Origin of the sequence: Alloiococcus sp. CFN-8 (assembly GCF_049943125.1) — a bacterium.
Lineage (GTDB): Bacteria > Bacillota > Clostridia > Clostridiales > Clostridiaceae > JAEXZL01.
In genome coordinates this window covers 364,557-381,538 of record NZ_CP188040.1, presented here as the reverse complement: position 1 = coordinate 381,538, position 16,982 = coordinate 364,557, and the positions used below count along the sequence as shown (strand labels likewise).

Annotated in this window: 14 protein-coding genes and 2 other annotated features; of the genes, 9 read left to right on the top strand and 5 right to left on the bottom strand. The window is 37.2% G+C overall.

Annotation, left to right across the window (positions count from 1 at the left end):
• The first annotated feature begins 128 nt into the window (after positions 1 to 128).
• From ACPWSR_RS01850 to ACPWSR_RS01835, 4 genes are all read left to right on the top strand, one after another.
• A complete protein-coding gene (locus ACPWSR_RS01850; protein ID WP_426351340.1) occupies positions 129 to 803 on the top strand; it encodes a response regulator transcription factor in 675 nt (224 codons plus the stop codon).
• Positions 800 to 2,119 (top strand): sensor histidine kinase, encoded by a 1,320-nt coding sequence (locus ACPWSR_RS01845; protein ID WP_426349997.1) that lies wholly within the window; start codon positions 800 to 802, stop codon positions 2,117 to 2,119. Before ACPWSR_RS01850 ends, ACPWSR_RS01845 begins: the two co-directional genes overlap by 4 nt.
• 22 nt (positions 2,120 to 2,141) lie before the next feature.
• On the top strand, positions 2,142 to 2,873 hold the full coding sequence (locus ACPWSR_RS01840) for an alpha/beta fold hydrolase (protein WP_426349996.1): 732 nt from the start codon (positions 2,142 to 2,144) through the stop codon (positions 2,871 to 2,873).
• Between the two features lie 66 nt (positions 2,874 to 2,939).
• Positions 2,940 to 4,205, top strand: coding sequence for a bifunctional folylpolyglutamate synthase/dihydrofolate synthase (locus ACPWSR_RS01835; RefSeq protein WP_426349995.1), 1,266 nt, complete (start codon positions 2,940 to 2,942; stop codon positions 4,203 to 4,205).
• Positions 4,206 to 4,323: 118 nt separating this feature from the next.
• On the opposite strand, the gene ACPWSR_RS01830 is transcribed toward ACPWSR_RS01835, so the two are convergent.
• On the bottom strand, positions 4,324 to 5,079 hold the full coding sequence (locus ACPWSR_RS01830; RefSeq protein ID WP_426349994.1) for a MerR family transcriptional regulator: 756 nt from the start codon (positions 5,077 to 5,079) through the stop codon (positions 4,324 to 4,326).
• A 324-nt stretch (positions 5,080 to 5,403) separates the two neighbouring features.
• On the opposite strand from ACPWSR_RS01830, the gene ACPWSR_RS01825 reads away from it, so the two are divergent.
• Positions 5,404 to 6,450 carry a hypothetical protein gene (locus ACPWSR_RS01825; RefSeq protein ID WP_426349993.1) on the top strand — a complete coding sequence of 349 codons (1,047 nt, stop codon included), beginning with the start codon at positions 5,404 to 5,406 and terminating at the stop codon, positions 6,448 to 6,450.
• 178 nt (positions 6,451 to 6,628) lie between these two features.
• Here ACPWSR_RS01825 and ACPWSR_RS01820 read toward each other — a convergent pair whose 3' ends face one another.
• Together ACPWSR_RS01820 and proB are read right to left on the bottom strand one after the other, a co-directional pair.
• Positions 6,629 to 7,876 (bottom strand): glutamate-5-semialdehyde dehydrogenase, encoded by a 1,248-nt coding sequence (locus ACPWSR_RS01820; RefSeq protein WP_426349992.1) that lies wholly within the window; start codon positions 7,874 to 7,876, stop codon positions 6,629 to 6,631.
• Between the two features lies 1 nt (position 7,877).
• Positions 7,878 to 9,008: a glutamate 5-kinase gene (gene proB, locus ACPWSR_RS01815; protein WP_426349991.1), complete on the bottom strand. Its 1,131-nt coding sequence runs from the start codon at positions 9,006 to 9,008 to the stop codon at positions 7,878 to 7,880.
• Positions 9,009 to 9,040: 32 nt separating this feature from the next.
• Positions 9,041 to 9,250: a binding site (T-box leader), on the bottom strand.
• Positions 9,251 to 9,418: 168 nt separating this feature from the next.
• On the opposite strand from proB, the gene ACPWSR_RS01810 reads away from it, so the two are divergent.
• The 4 genes from ACPWSR_RS01810 (at position 9,419) to ACPWSR_RS01795 (ending at position 13,706) form a co-directional block, all read left to right on the top strand.
• A complete protein-coding gene (locus ACPWSR_RS01810; RefSeq protein ID WP_426349990.1) occupies positions 9,419 to 10,258 on the top strand; it encodes a MurR/RpiR family transcriptional regulator in 840 nt (279 codons plus the stop codon).
• Positions 10,259 to 10,289: 31 nt separating this feature from the next.
• A complete protein-coding gene (locus ACPWSR_RS01805; protein WP_426349989.1) occupies positions 10,290 to 11,336 on the top strand; it encodes a MupG family TIM beta-alpha barrel fold protein in 1,047 nt (348 codons plus the stop codon).
• A gap of 118 nt (positions 11,337 to 11,454) precedes the next feature.
• Positions 11,455 to 11,692, top strand: a binding site (T-box leader).
• Between the two features lie 74 nt (positions 11,693 to 11,766).
• Positions 11,767 to 13,071 (top strand): dicarboxylate/amino acid:cation symporter, encoded by a 1,305-nt coding sequence (locus tag ACPWSR_RS01800; RefSeq protein ID WP_426349988.1) that lies wholly within the window; start codon positions 11,767 to 11,769, stop codon positions 13,069 to 13,071.
• Positions 13,072 to 13,175: 104 nt separating this feature from the next.
• A complete protein-coding gene (locus ACPWSR_RS01795; RefSeq protein WP_426349987.1) occupies positions 13,176 to 13,706 on the top strand; it encodes a cysteine hydrolase family protein in 531 nt (176 codons plus the stop codon).
• 525 nt (positions 13,707 to 14,231) lie between these two features.
• Here the strand turns inward: ACPWSR_RS01795 and ACPWSR_RS01790 are convergent.
• Entirely contained in the window at positions 14,232 to 14,828 is a 597-nt protein-coding gene (locus tag ACPWSR_RS01790; protein WP_426349986.1) for an indolepyruvate oxidoreductase subunit beta, read from the bottom strand.
• A gap of 2 nt (positions 14,829 to 14,830) precedes the next feature.
• A complete protein-coding gene (locus ACPWSR_RS01785) occupies positions 14,831 to 16,678 on the bottom strand; it encodes a thiamine pyrophosphate-dependent enzyme (RefSeq protein ID WP_426349985.1) in 1,848 nt (615 codons plus the stop codon).
• Positions 16,679 to 16,982 lie beyond the last annotated feature (304 nt).

Here is a 16,982-nt window from a genome sequence, read left to right as displayed (position 1 = left end):
TAGACTGATTTTCAAGGCTTGGCTTTGGAAATCAGTTTATTCATTTTTAATTCATAGTAATAAACTAAACTGATAATTGAGTTATAATTAATATGAGAAATAATATAGTTCATTATGAGGTGAAAAAGTTGCTTACGATTTTAGTGGTTGAAGATGACAAGAATCTAAGAAAACTCATGACTGCCTATTTAGAGCAGGAGGGGTATAAGGTTATTACGGCAAGTAACGGAGTGGAAGCACTGACTATCATTGATAAGCACCATATAGATTTGTTGATTAGTGATATTATGATGAAGAATATGGATGGCTATGAGCTTGTTTCTTCTTTAAGAGAGTCAGGGTTTACCCTGCCTATACTTATGGTTACAGCAAAAGAAAGCTTTGAGGATAAGAAGAAAGGGTTTCAGCTGGGGACCGATGATTATATGGTAAAACCAATCAACATGCAGGAAATGCTCTTAAGAGTGGCTGCACTTCTTAGAAGAGCTCAAATTAATAATGAGAGAAAGCTTGTAATTGGAGAAATAATACTAGATCAGGATACATTAACAGTAAAAACACCAGAGGAGACATATGAGCTGCCTAAAAAAGAATTCTATTTATTATATAAGCTATTGAGTTATCCTAAAAAAATCTTTACGCGGCAACAGCTCATGGATGAAATCTGGGGTATGGAGTCCGAGGCTGATGAAAGAACCGTTGATGTACATATTAAAAGGCTTAGAGAGAAATTTGAACATCTCCATGAGTTTAAGATAATAACTATTAGAGGTCTTGGATATAAGGCGGAGAAATATCTATGAGTTTGAGATATAAGGAGCTTAAGGGCTCCATAAGAGTTCGGTTTGCAATAGTATTTATCGGGATAATAGTGCTTTCATGCTTTATAACTTTCTTTCTCCTTTCACATTTTGCTAATGACCTGGTAGAAGAGCAGGTAGAGGAAAAGCTCTCTGGAGTAACAGCATCAGTGAAGAAGCTCTATAATGATCATGGATTATCCATAGAAGAAATTCATGATGTTATGGGCATTGTATTATATAAATTGAATTTCATTAAAGAAGAAAAGATAAATTTAAGCTCCAAGGAAAAGGAAATGCTCCTGGAGGGTAAAACTGTATTTTTGACAACCTATAATAACGGACACAAATATGCCTCTGTAACAAAGCTGGATGATTATTACCTTATAATCACAGAAAGTGATGATAATACTGAAGCAAAGGCCATGAAATTTTATGTTAGCCTTACCTTTTCTACTTTTATGATTATTGGTTCCCTACTAATGTTTTTTGCTGTAAGAATGATTACAAGCCCTATTCAGAGGCTTACTAGGGCCACTAAAGAGGTAGCTAAGGGTAATTTTTCTGTAAGAGTAAGGTATTCTGGCAGCGATGAGATTGGAGTTCTCATTAATAACTTTAATCTTATGACTAAAGAGCTGAATAATATGGAATATCTTCGTAAGGATTTTATTAATAATGTTTCCCATGAGTTTAAGACTCCCATTGCATCAATTCAGGGCTTTGCAAGGCTTTTAAAGAATAATAAGCTAACCCTTGAACAGTTTAATGATTATACGGATATTATCATTGAAGAAAGTGAAAGGCTTACAAATTTATCATCAAATATATTAAAGCTATCCCAGGTAGAAAATCAAGCAATAGCTTATAAGAGAGAGAGTTTTTCCTTAGATGAGCAGATAAGAAAAACCATACTGCTTTTTGAGGAACAATGGAGTGAAAAGGAGCTAGAGCTGGATATAGAGCTCCAGAAGGTTGATTACTTAGGAGATGAGGATTTAATAAAGCAGATATGGATTAATCTGTTAAGTAATGCAATAAAGTTTTCAAAACCAAAGGGACGCATAGCTGTTAGTTTGGATAGCGGCAGCAAGTGGATAAGGATAGTTATTCAAGACAATGGGATAGGAATAGCTGAAGAAAATCAAGGAAGGGTTTTTGAAAAATTCTATCAGGAGGATACCAGCCATGGTGCTGAGGGAAGTGGCTTAGGTCTATCTATCGTTAAAAATGTAATAGAGCTGAATAAAGGACATATATATTTAGAAAGTGAATTAAATAAAGGGACCAGGTTTATTGTGGAGCTTCCCATGGAATAAATGATTAGAAGGAGTTGCTAAGGTGTCAAAGAAGATAAAAAGGACTTTAATAATAGCTTTTGTAATAATAGCTGCTGCTGTATTAGGATTTTATATTTACACCCTAGACTATTACAGGGCTAATGAAGAAGCGCAGAAGGTTGTTTCCCAGGAAGAAAACTCGAAGTTTTATAAAGAAAACAATCTTTATGTTTTTTCTCCGGAAGAAAAGAACTCTACAGGCATTATTTTTTATCCTGGTGGAAAGGTTGAGGCTTCTGCCTATGCTCCCTTAATGAAGGAGTTATCGGATAAGGGCTATATGGTGGTTTTAGTTGAAATGCCCTTTAACCTAGCTGTTTTTGATATAAAAGCAGCAGAGGAGGTTATGGAAGAGTTTCCTGAAATTGATAACTGGTATATAGCGGGTCACTCTCTAGGTGGAGCCATGGCTTCCTCCTATGCAGCAGAAGGTCCAGATAAGCTTCAAGGGGTTATACTTTTAGGAGCATACCCTTCTTCCGATTTAAGTGACAAAGACTTGTCATTACTTGTCCTTTATGGCAGTGAGGATGAAGTATTAAATAGAGATGCTATAGAAGAAAATAAGAGCAATAACCCTAAGGATTCTGAGTATATTGAAATTCCTGGGGGAAATCACGCTTATTTTGGCTCCTATGGAGAGCAGGAGGGGGATGGCACAGCTTCCTTAACTCCTGAGAAGCAGAGAGCTATTACTGCTGAGGAAATAGATAGATTTATTAGCGAAAGATGATAATGTTGTTTTTTCTATAAAAAGTGGTAATATGTTCTATATAATGTTTTTAAGGGGAGAAAAGAAATGAATATTCAAGAAGCATTAGATTATATACATGCCAACTCCTGGCAGAGAAGCAAGCCTGGCCTTACCAGGATAGAAAAGCTTCTTTCACTTTTAGACGATCCTCATAAAAAGCTTAAGTTTGTACATATTGCCGGTACCAATGGCAAGGGCTCCACTTCTGTTATTACTGCCTCTATTCTGGCAGAGGCTGGTTTCAAAACGGGTTTATTCACATCACCTTATCTTCATGTATTTAATGAAAGAATTAGAGTAAATGGAGAAAATATCCCGGATAAGGAGCTTATTGAAGCGGTAGAAAGGGTGAAAAAGGTAGTGCCTCATATGGAGGAGCTTCCTACGGAGTTTGAGATAGTAACGGCTATAGGCTTTATTTACTTTGAAAAATGTCACTGTGATATAGTTGTTTTAGAGGTAGGACTTGGTGGAAGGCTTGATCCTACCAATATAATTGAGAGTCCGGAGGTAGCAGTAATTACCGCCATAGGACTTGACCATACTATGTATCTTGGAGATACAGTGGAAAAGATTGCTTATGAGAAGGCTGGAATAATAAAAGAGGGTTGCGAGGTTGTTCTTTATCCACAGGAAAAAAACATAATGGACACTGTGGAAAAGGTTGCACAGGAGAGGAAGGCATTACTGAATAGCACAGATTTTCAAGGAATTATAGTTAAGAAAAGTGACCTGGAGGGTCAGGTGTTTTCTTTAGGATTCTATGAGGATTTAGAGATTTCTCTCTTGGGAGAATACCAGTTATATAATTCAGCTGTAGCTATCAAGGTTGTTGAAGTGTTGTCAAAGAAAGGCTTTAAGGTTAGTGAAGAAGCTCTAAGAAGGGGATTAAAAAAGGCTAAGTGGCCTGGAAGATTTGAAATCCTCATGGATAAGCCTTGCTTTATAATAGATGGAGCCCATAACCCACAAGGGATTGAAGCCTTATTAACTAATATTAAAAGATATCTTCCTGGTAAAAAGCTAACGTTTATTATTGGAATGCTAAAGGATAAGGCTTATGAGGAAATGTTGGATATGATTATTCCTTATGGAGATAGATTTTATGCTGTAGCACCCTTTGATTCCAGGGCGATATTCACCAAAGAGCTTAGTGACCTTATTGCTGCAAGAGGAGCTTCTAAGGTGCTTGAGGTTCAGGATTTGGTAGAGGCTACGGAGATTGCATTAAATGAAACGGATCCTTCCGATGCTATAATAGCCTTTGGCTCACTTTATATCATTGGGGATATAAGAGAATACTTGCTTTAGATGTTTTATAAAGCACAAAGCTTATAATCAAAAAAATCTTAGCCATTTATAAAGCTGGCTAAGATTTTTTATTTAATACACTTTGTGTATAGGCTTTACTATATAACTAAAATAAGATTTATTCTGTATAAACTAGTATAGCATCTCTTAAGAACTCCGCTCCGCCGGGCTGAACCTTATCGTAGTATTTCTTAAATCTCTCATCACAAACATACATTTCGGCTACTCCTCTGTGAGCCTCCTTGGTGTAAGTTGGCCAGGAGAAGCTCAGCCACCTCTTATGCATGTCAGCTAGTATCTGAGCTTCTTGAGAGGAAGGGTCATTGGTGGCAAAGGCTATTTTTAGCTGCTCTAAAATTCTGTTAGCAAGCTCCTCCATATTGCTAAACTCTTCTTCAGAAATGTTCATTAGTTTTTGGTTAGATTCATCTATGGTTTTAGAGGAGTATTTTTCTCTTAATTCACTGCCATACTTCTTTTCATTCTCTTCTATTAGGGACTTCTTGAAGCCTTTAAATTTTTCATTATCCTTCATTATTATTCTCCTTTCCTGTGAATAAATAGTGTTTGTAACATTGTCCAGTAGTCTATCTAGCTGTTTTTTTCTTTCCAAGAGCTCTTTTCTATGGTTCTTTAAAGCCTCAAGCCCATCAAACTCAGGAGCTTCTAGGATATTTTTTATATCCCTAAGATTCACTCCTAATTCTCTATAGAAGAGGATTTGCTGTAGCTTATTAACCTCTTCCTCATGATAGGTTCTATAGCCAGCGGCATTTTGCTCCGTGGGTACTAAAAGTCCTATTTCATGATAGAATCTTAAAGTTCTTGTACTTACTCCTGACATCCTTGCTAGCTCTGTAATGGTATATTTCATAGTGAACCTCCTGACACTCTAATCATATAGCTTTACGTAGCGTAAAGGTCAATAGTTTATTATCAACTTTTTTAAATAATTTGTATATTTGTCGGCTTTACTTGATTATGCCTCATATATTTATTTAGTAATATGAAAAAATAACAAATTAATTGAGTAATTTGAGCTTTAGCTGTTTAAAAGTATTATTCTGGTAAAACATGGTATAATTAATTTGTATAGATAAAATATGTTAGTTAGTTGTTTTTAAACCACTGAATAAACAGGAATTTGCAAACCAGTTTTACAGATATAAGGTAAAATAAATTACAAGAGGTGAAACACATGAGAAAAACCCTTCAGGATGTGGCAAGCTATTTGAAGGAAATTATGGTGCCAGAAACACAGGAAGCATATGCCATCAATCCTGTATATACAAATGTTTTAGTTGATGAGAGCATACGTGAGGGCGTTCTGGCCTTCAGAGCCTTTTTGGTTAGGCTTTACGATATTTTATACGCCAAAGGCTATGCCTATGATAATAGCAAAAAAGTTGCCCATGAATATGAAAATCGCACTACGCTATCGGTGTATTATCCCTTCCTGCACAATGTAAGCACCATGTTAATGAACATAGGTTATCATGGAATGCCAGTTGAAAACCAACAATCTCTCGGCTGTGGAAATACCATATTCAATGGAAAGCTGTCTGTTACTAAAAACCTTGAGTGCCTACAGTTTCTGGCGGATTGCGATATTTGTATTGACGGCATAGAAATAAATGAAAAAAAGCAAAACTTGTCAGACATCAAAACCATAAATATCACATATCCAGATAACCCTAGTATGCTTATAGGTATGAAGGTTATGGCAATCGCCGAAATAGACCATGGCACTCTCATCAACCAGGATGTTTTTTTGCGCTGTGACTACAGGGCATTGAAAAAGGATGAAACCGATGTGCTTTCTATCCTAGAGGATATGATAAAGCCTTTATCCTCAGAGCTTCAGGATTTCATTCTACAACTGCATCAGCGCTATATGGATAAAGGACTTACCTGTGTTGTGGAAGTAAAAGGGTTTCATATCTATATTAAGTATTGTTATAAACGGAAAGATTTATGGGGAATTAACGCTTCCCTCAACAACGGCTATCATATTAATGTGAAATCCACAAAGACACATGAATACACTGACACCATCAAAAGGTTTCCTACAATTTTGCAGGAACTGATTGCAAAGGGATATGGCTGCGGCAGAAAAAGAGAGATCGGTCATTGTGATGGCGGTTGCCGTGGACTTACCATATCGTTGGATGATTCTGTTTTAGATATACGATATGATATTGAAACATGGTTTGATCAAGAACTGTCATGGTTGCAAAAGAAATAAACATTTTATTCACTTTGGGAACTTTGATTTTTTCATAGATATTGAAAACTAAAAATCCAGTAGATTTTTTCTACTGGATTTTCGTGTTTAATATGATATACATATATAATATTTAACCATAAGTTTTTTAAAGATTTATAAAAATTTACTCTTGATAACCAAAGGGAGTTTTAAATTACTATATTCTTGTTTGCCCATTGCCTAATAGCTTGTATTTATAGGTGGTCAGCTCCTTTAACCCCATTGGACCTCTGGCATGAAGCTTTTGAGTGCTTATGCCTATTTCAGCTCCGAAGCCGAACTCTCCACCGTCGGTAAAACGAGTTGAGGCATTATGGACTACCACTGCTGCATCTATAAGAGATAAAAATATATCAGCATTATCCTTGCTTTCTGTAATTATTGCTTCTGTATGCTTGGTGCTATGGCTATTAATATGATGTATAGCCTCCTCTAGGCTGTTAACTACCTTAACGGACATAATTAAATCCAGGTACTCTTTGTCCCAATCTTCTGCTTTAGCGGGAAGTAGACTTGGGCATATTCTTCTGGCTTCAGGGCAGCCTCTTAGCTCAACTCCTGAAGAAACTAAAGGCATTAATAAGGAGTGTAAGTGCTTCTCTGCAAAGTCTTTATGGACTAAGAGCTTTTCAGCAGCATTGCATACCCCTGGTCTTTGAGTTTTTGCATTTAAAACTATCTTAAGGGACATAGAATAGGAGGCAGAAGCATCTAAGTAAATATGGCAGTTTCCTACTCCAGTTTCCAGTACTGGTATGGTGGAGTTATTTACAACAGCATTTATAAGGCCAGCGCCACCTCGTGGAATTATTACATCTACATAGTCCTTAAGCTTAAGAAGCCTATTAACTAGTTCTCTATCAGGACTTTCTATGAGCTCAATTGAAGAAGCTGGAACAGAAGTTTCCTCAAGAGCTTTTTTAATTAAAGAAACCAATGCCATATTTGAATTTAAGGCACTGGAGCTGCCTCTAAGAATAGCTCCATTACCAGATTTCAGAGCTAAGGCAAAGCAGTCTACTGTAACATTAGGTCTTCCTTCATAGATAATACCTATTATTCCGAAAGGAACTCTGACCTTATTGATTGTCAATCCATTGGGTCTATGTATAGTTTCTATAACCTCTCCTATAGGATCCTTTAGGGAAGAAACATCTCTTACTCCTTGAGCCATGGAATTTATTCTTTCCTCATTAAGAGTAAGCCTATCTATTATTGCTTTTGATTCACCTCGTCTTATAGCAGCTTCAACATCCTTGCTGTTAGCCTCCAGGATATAGCCTTTATTTTCCTCTAGAACCTCGGCTACCTTTAATAGTGCTGTATTTTTTTCTTCCTCTGTTAACTGTAAAAGCTCCATTAATGAGTTCTTTACAGCTTTTGCTTTTATTAATAATTCATCCATCCTATATCCCTTCCTTTTTCATAGTTTCATTTCCTATCCAGTTATCTCTGTGGATAGCCACGGTTTTAGTTCTACCCGTCACCTTTTTAATATCTAATGATGAAAGACCTTTTAATTCAATTAGTTCTGAAGAACTATACTCTACTAAACCCTTGCCAATTAATTTTTTGTTGTTATTTACTACCTCTACAACATCCCCAGGGCTAAAGTTACCCACAACCTTTATAATTCCCTTAGGAAGCAGGCTTTTACCTCCTTTTGATAGGGCTTCCTGGGCTCCAGAATCAATTATTAAGGTTCCCTTTGAATGGGAATAAAAGGTTACCCAATGGAGCTTATTTTTTAGTTTTCTCTTTCTCCCTTCAAAATAACTACCTTCTATGGTACCTTCAATAGAATTATAAATTGAGTTTTCACCAGCAGAGGTGATTAATACTGGGACACCGGAGGTGGTGGAAATCTTAGCTGCTATTATTTTGGATCGCATTCCACCAGTGCCAATACTGCTTCCTGCTGAGCCTGCTAAATCCTCTATTTCCTTGGTTATTTCTTCAATATAGTTTAACCTCTCTGCATTACTATCCTTTCTAGGATCGGCGGTGTAAAGACCATCAATATCTGTAAGGATTAATAATAGGTCAGCATGTACCATAGAGGCCACATGAGCTGAAAGTGTATCATTGTCACCAAACTTTAGCTCTTCTATGGAAACAGTGTCGTTTTCATTAATCACTGGAACAGCACCTTTTTCTAATAGAACTTCTAAGGTACGAGCAGCATTTTTAAATCTTCTTTTATCAGAAAAATCTCCTCTGGTGAGAAGAATCTGAGCAGCTAGACAATGGTATTTTTTTAAGGCTTTTGTATATTCCTCTATTAAAAGTCCTTGACCAACGGCTGCTGCTGCTTGCTTTCCCTCGACAGTTTTAGGTCGTTCCTTATAGCCTAAAAGGCTAAAGCCAGCTGCTATTGAACCTGAGGTTACTATTACTACCCTGTGGCCTAAGGCCTTAAGCTTTGCCACGTCTTTTGCAAAATACTGTATTTTCTCTTTTGCCAGATAACCTAGGGAGTCTGTTAGTGAGCTGGAACCAATTTTTACTACTAGGGTTTGCTTAGATTTTTTTTTCATCGGTTTCCTCCTATTAAAAAAGCAGCCCTCCTCCTAAGGACGAAAGCTGCGTGGTACCACCTTAATTAATAAATCCTCGTAAAGGAATTTATTCACTCAAACACTTTAACGGGTTAGCCGGTCAATTCATCATTGACGTTCATAGGTGGGTTCTGATGGACCTGCAGAAAATGCTCTCACCATTAATGCATTTTTCTCTGTTCTGTGGTATTCACCATACTATTCCTAATCATCACTTTAAATTTGTGAAATATTTATTATAATATCATTATTCTTTAAGTGATGTCAAAGGTAAAAAATTCAAATGGATTAATTATGAAATAAAATTTCAAATTTATAACATAGTTGTTGAAAGTAGCAATAAAAATAATATATAATTTTCCTATAAGTCATAAGATTGGGGATAGTATATGAGTTGCATATATAGGATTAAAAAGGGGTATTCCGGCTACACTACCACAGAAGCAAAGCTTGCAGATTATATTTTAGAAAATAAAAATGAAGTGATTAATCTTTCTGCCCAGGCCATGGGGGAAAAGACAGGAACCTCAGCGGCAGCTGTAGTAAGATTTTCAAAGAAGGTAGGCTGTAAGGGCTTTACGGAACTGAAAATGGAAATAGCCAAGGATAGCGAGGATGATGATGATCAAATCGACCATATTTTAAGGGAAAATGATACGGTAGAGATGATCATGAAAAAGACTGCAGGCTATAAGGCTTCTGTTTTTGATGGGGCCTATAAAATGCTTAATGTTAACACTCTTAAAAAGTCAATTGAAGCGTTAAAGGAAGCTAAAAAAATATTTGTATATGGGGTAGGTAATTCTGGGATTGTAGCTGATGACTTAGTGCAAAAATTCTCAAGAATTAACATATTGGCTGTTCATTTTACCGACAGTCATGTGCAGCTAGCCAGCTCTGTAGGAGTAGAGGAGGGTGATGTTTGCATAGCCATTAGCTATAGAGGTAACACCAGAGAGGTTAATGGGGCTATGAAGCAGGCTAAAGAAAACGGTGCTACTACTATTGCCATAACTCAATTTGATAAAAATCCTTTGAGCAAGATAGTGGATTTACCCTTATATATTCCTTCAGAGGAAAAGGATATAAGATATGGAGCTATAGCCTCGAGAGATGCATTTTTTATTGTTACAGATTTGCTTTATTTAGGTGTGGCTAGAGGAGATTTTAAGAGGACTAAGGAACATATATTGAAGACCAGAGAGCTTATATTGGATACATATAAATAATTAATAAGCCGGTTGTATAAAAGGAGGATCCATGTTTACTGTAGGAATATCTTTATACTTAGGTACAGGAATCGAAAAAAACAGAGAAATAATTGATAAGGCAAAGAGGGCTAAGGTGAAATATGCCTTTACTTCCCTCCATCTTCCTGAGGAAAGGGTTGAAGATTATAGTAAAGAGGTAAATGCTTTGCTGGAGCTCTGCACCCTTGCAGATATTAAGCTTATAATAGACATAGGTCCTAGGACCATTGAAAAGCTAAAGCTTAAAAGCATACAGGAATTAAAAGAAACACCAATTACCCATATAAGACCTGACTATGGTTTTACTTCAAAGGAAATAGCTGAGCTTTCAAATACATTTAATATTGTCTTTAATTCATCTACTATTTCAGAGGAAGAGCTAATGGAGCTTAAGGGCTATGGCTGCGATTTTAGTAGGTTTTTAGCAGCAGATAATTTCTATCCTAAGCCACTGACGGGGCTTTCTATTGATACTCTTGTTGAGAGAAATAAGAGGCTGAAATATATGGGGATCAAGACCCTCGCTTTTGTTCCTGGAGACTTAGTAAAAAGAGGACCTCTTTATGAGGGACTGCCTACGGTAGAAGACCATAGGTATAAAGATCCACTATTATCCATATTAGAGCTTAGAAGTTCTGCCCTCTGCGATATTGTCCTTATAGGAGATGTGGATATAACTGAAGAGCTCTGGAATAAATTAGAGAAGCTTAATTCAGGTTATGTTGAATTAAGAGCGGATATACGAAAGGAATATTCCTTTGTAAGGGATATAATACATCATGATAGACCCGATTCCAGTAGCTATGTAATACGCTCCCAGGAATCTAGGGAGTATGGTACTCCTGGAAAGCTATTTAAGGCTGAAACTGCTATGTTAAGAAGTAAAGGCTCTATATCCATAGGAAATGAGAATTACCTGAGGTACAGTGGAGAATTAGAAATAGCAAGAGTTGATTTACCGGTGGAAGCTAGGGTGAATATTATAGGAAAAATAGATCAAGAGGATATAAAATATCTACAGTATATCGATAAGGCTATGGGTTTTAGAATAATATAGGGAAAAAATGAGAAAACATAAGATGATTAGGTTTACATCTATATTTTTCCTATGACTTTTATATTTGACAAAAGTACTAGGAATTAATAATATATAGTAAAGTGCGCATTTTACTATATTAAACACGTTGATTAGGGAAAGTATGTAAGCAGAGACATTACAGAGAGGGTTTAGCTGCTGAGAGGACCTGTGAGGAAGCTTATTGAAGTGCCCCTATGAGTGGAAGAGCTGAAGTTTTAGTAGGTTCTTAAGGGAGCTCCCTTTATAGAGCAGGGTATAATATTGTACCTGGTAAAGATAAGCATATTCATGCTTAATTAGAGTGGAACCGTGGAAGCTAAGCTTCTGCCTCTGAAATATCAGAGGCAGAAGCTTTTTTATTTTTACCGGTATAAGATTGTACATATAAAAAATAAATGGAGGTAATACAATGAATATTAATTTTACAAATATTTTAGTGCTTTTATCAGCAGCGTTAGCTGTTGCGGTTTTATATATCCTTGCATCGAAGAAAGTGAAATTCTCTTATAGAGTTCTTATAGCTATGGCTCTCGGTATGATAGCTGGCTTAATCTTTGGGGAGGATGTTCTGCTTATAAGACCCTTAGGAAGTGGTTATGCTTCCTTAATCAAGATGATTGTTGTTCCTCTTGTTATGGTTTCAATCATATCAAGTATAATGAATCTTAAGGATATAAAGGCTTTAAGAACAATGGGGCTAAAGGCAATATTTTTCCTATTGTTAACCACAGGCCTTTCTTCAGCCCTTGGTATAGTAATTGGACGTTTATTTAATGTAGGTAATGGGATGTCCTTTACTCCAGCTGAAGGCTTTGAACCAAGAGTTATACCGGAATTCAGCCAGGTTATATTAGACATGCTACCTACCAATCCCTTTGCTGCAATGGCTAATGGGAATGTTATAGCAGTTATGATATTTTCTATGTTTATTGCCATAGCAATGCTAATTGAAGGTAACAGGAAGCCTGAAAGTATAAAACCTTTCAAGGAACTTATAAAATCCTTAAACAATATATTTATTAGAGTCACTAAGATGATATTAAGGCTAACACCTTATGGAGTATTTGCACTTATTGCTGTGGCTGTTGCAAGAAATGGACTTTCTACACTCCTTCCACTTGGAACCTTTATAATAGCAGTGTATGTTGGTAATATTCTTATCATGCTTCTAATACACACTCCATTGGTTGCAACCTTAGGTAAGAGGAATCCTATTGAATTTTTTAAAGGAATTGGGCCAGCACAGATTGTTGCTTTTACCACTCAATCTAGCTATGGAACACTCCCTGTTACCATTCAAAGCCTCATAGATAATGTAAGGGTTCCAAAGAGCATAGCGACCTTTGTTGCTTCCTTGGGAGCTTCCATGGGAATGAACTCCTGCGGAGGTTTATACCCAGCGATTGTTGCAATCTTCATAGGAAATGTTATGAATGTAGATATGACCATGGGACATTATGCCCTTATAGTATTTGCAGCTATCATTGGCTCCATTGGTGTGGCAGGTGTTCCTGGTGCTGCAACTATAGCTACTACGGTAGTATTAACCAGCATAGGCTTCCCAGTTGAGGCAATGGCTATGGTTCTTGCAGTGGATGCAATTATTGATATGGGAAGAACTCTTACCAATATAACAGGAGCTTCGGTTGCAGCGCTTTTAGTGGCTGAAACCTCAAAGAATGAGATTGTTGGAGGAGAAGGTGAAGCAGCTTAAATAAATGAATTAACCATTGAAAACTCCTTTCTGATAATATTATAATTAATTTATGTAATTAGTAATTTATGCCGCTGAAATGTTATCAGGGAGGAGAGAATATTATGGGTAAAAAGCTGCTTATAGTTGTGGATTATCAAAAGGATTTCGTAGATGGAAGCCTTGGATTTTCTAAGGCGGTAGAGCTAGAGAATAATATATATAATAAGATAATAGATTATAAGGAGCATGGGAATGAGGTTGTATTTACCTATGATACTCATCCTGAAAATTACCTCAGCACCCAGGAGGGAAGAAACCTTCCCGTGGAGCACTGCATAAAAGGAAGGGAAGGCTGGGAGCTCTATGGAAGGATTGATTCTCTTAAATCTTCAGAGGATATTATCTTTGAAAAGGGAACCTTTGGCTCCTTAGATTTAGCTAACTATTTAAAGGGCAAAGCTTATGACAGTATAGAGCTTGTGGGCTTGGTCTCCAATATTTGCGTGATATCCAATGGTATACTGGCAAAATCGGCGCTGCCAGAGGCGGAAATTATAGTAGATGCACAGTGTACCGCTAGCTTCGATGATTCTATGAATGAGAAGGTGTTGGATGTAATGGAGGGGCTGCAGATTAGAGTGGTGAATAGGTAAGAGGTAAGAGGTAAGAGGTAAGAGTTGAAAAGAGCAGAACTAAGAGGTAAGAAGTAAGAGCTAAGAGTTGAAAAGATAAGAGCAAAAGAGCAGAGAATAGAGAATAGAGAAGAGAGAATAGAGCAAAAGAGCAGAGAATAGAGAAAAGAGAAGAGAGAATAGAGAAGAGAGAAAAAGAGCAAAAAGATAAGAGCAAAAGAGCAGAGAATAGAGAATAGAGAAGAGAGAATAGAGAAGAGAGAAGAGAGAATAGAGAAGAGAGAAGAGAGAAGAGAGAAGAGAGAAAAAGAGCAAAAAGCAAAAGAGAAGAGCAAAAAGATAAGAGAGAAGAAGAGGTAGATTATTAGCTGAGGGCTAATAGGGAGATTATTGGGCTGGGAGCCAATAGGTAAGAGCAAAAAGATAAGAGAAAAAGAGCAAGAGTAAAGAGCAGAGAGCTAAAAGCTAAGAGATAGAAAAAACACCCCTGAGGGGGCCGAGAGGAAGGTGAGCTTCCTGGTGGGCCTGTGTGGGGGTGTTTTTTTGCTAGTTTGAGGCTTGGGTGAGGGTGTATACGCCTCGGCCGGCTTTGAAGGCGGCTAGGTTTACTGGGAGGATTTTTGGGGATACGGTGGTTTTTATAGCCTCAAGCCAGCTTTCTTCTTTGAAGGGAAGGAAGGTGGATAGAACGCCTAGGAGATAAGTGTTTGAGGCTTTTATGTTTCCTAGGGCTCTGCAGGCTTCTTTGCTGTTTACATCATATACCTGATAGCCTTTGGATTTCATTGTTTCTTTGATATCCTGGGGATATTCCTCTTTTTCTAGGAGCACTCTGTTAGGATATATTATTTCTTCACTGAGTATTACCTTACCTTCTGGACGGAGCATTGGGAGCCAGCGAAGACCTTCTAGCTGTTCTAGGGCTAAGATGTAGTCTGCTTCTCCTTGGGGGATTGAGGCGGAGTATACCTTTTCGCCAAAGCGTACATGGCCCCAAACCTTTCCACCACGTTGAGATAGTCCTATGACATCACTGGTTTTTAAGTCATAGCCTTCTATAAAGCAAACCTCTGATATTATTGTTGTGGAAAGGACGAGACCTTGTCCACCTACACCGCATATTAAAATATTTGTGGTTGCCATGGTTATACCTCCTTTGATGGGCCAAACTGTATGCCGCTAGAAGGATTTATCTGTATACCGCCTGAGGGGTTTAATTCCAGACCACCAGTAGAGCTTAACTTTATAGCGCCAACTGGACATACCTGTGCACATACAGAGCAGCCTACACACATATCAGGATCTATATAGGAATTTTTCTTGGTTTTTCCCGGATAGAATTTCATGGAAATTGCTGGGCAGTTAGTTTTTATACAGCTTCTGCAGCCTATACAGGTGTTTTCATCTACATAATAATGAGGCTTTTTAATTTTAAAGTTGAGAGCGCAGGGCTGAGTGGTAATTATAACTGACAAGCCATCTCTTTTCATGGCCGCATCGATAGCTGTCTTGGTTTCCTTATATTTAAATTGGTCTACTATAGTAATATCCTCTATTCCAAAGGAGCTGAGGACGTCGCTTATATTGACTCCGTGATTTTCATATTCCTTGAAGTATTTACTGGTAGTAGGAGTGATCTGTCCACCAGTCATGGCTGTGGTTCTGTTATCCATTACTATTACAGTGATATTCTCATCACAGTCGGCTAACTGCATAAAGCCGGTCATTCCTGAGTGGAAGAAGGTTCCATCTCCGATGGTAGCTACTACAGGTTTTTTGTTTCCTGAAAGACTTTGAGCTTTAGCAACTCCAAGTGCCATGCCAAGAGATGCACCCATGCTTATATTAGTTTTATGAACCTCAAAGGGTTCTAATATACCTAAGGAATAACAGCCTATATCTCCAATTACCGTTGCCTTTAGCTTCTTTAATATATCAAAAACAGGCCTATGAGGGCAGCCGGTGCATAGCATGGGAGTTCTTGGTACTTTAGTATATTCTTCATTAGGCATATCACTATTATCTATGATACCTGCCTTTGCCAGGCCTTTTTTAACTTCCTCTATGGTTAATTCTCCTGTGTAAGAGAAGTATTTCTTACCTTCTGCAGGAATACCTTTGATTTTAAGCTCTTCCTCCATAAAGCCCAAGGTTTCTTCCAAAACTATTATTTTGCTGTAATTTTCGCTGAGACTGCGGATATACTCTAGAGGCATTGGCCAAATCATGCCTAATTTTAATATGTCTGCTCTAGGGTTGATTTCCTTTAGGTTTTCATAGCAAAGACTGCTGGTTATTATCAAAACATCAGAACCCACTTTTTCAAGCCTATTTAAAGAGCTTTCATTGTTATATTCTCTAAGCTTTATCATACGATTATACATAAATTCTTGAGCAGCCACGGCATAAGGTGGAAGCATTGAATATCTTCCTTGCTCCTCTTGAAAGCCAGATATAGGAGCGGGAATTCTATCCTCTTGCTCTACAATTCCTCTACTATGGCAGAGACGACTAGTTAAGCGTATCAGTACAGGAGTATTAAAGTCCTCACTTATTTTTAAGCCTACCTTAACAAAATCCTTTACCTCCTGAGGAGTCGATGGATCTAATACGGGAATGTTGGCGTATTTCCCCCAAAACCTACTATCTTGCTCATTTTGTGAGGAGGATAAACCAGGATCATCACCTACTACAAGCAAAAATCCACCCTTAGTTTTTGTTTGAGTAAAAGTCATAAAAGGATCTGATGCAATGTTGATACCAACATGTTTCATAGATACTAAGGAACGAGCACCAGCCATGCTTCCTCCTATGGCAATTTCCATGGCTACCTTTTCATTACTTCCCCATTGTGCAAAAATTTCGGGATACGATTTCATAGAATCCAATATTGAAACTGTAGGGGAGCCAGGATAACTAGATGCTATGGCACCGCCAGCTTCCCAAAAACCTCTACTTACTGCTTCATTTCCAGTAATAACTATCCTATTCAATACGCTACCTCCTCCGATAAAATTTAGAAAAAACTATAGAGTATTTGTATCATAATAACATTTTATTATATTTGTTATTTTTAATCAATTATTACAAATATTAATAATTAAAGAATGATATGTTAAAAAGATGAAAATGTCCACTGCTGATTGTGACTGCTATATCAAGTGTATGCGGAAAATTTTGAGTAATTATTGTTATTTTATAAAAATAAACGGCATTTTGATAAATTTAAATAGGTATTAAGTATGTATTTATAATAATAAGTAAAACCTATTGTAAATGTGTGAGTAAATTGATAAA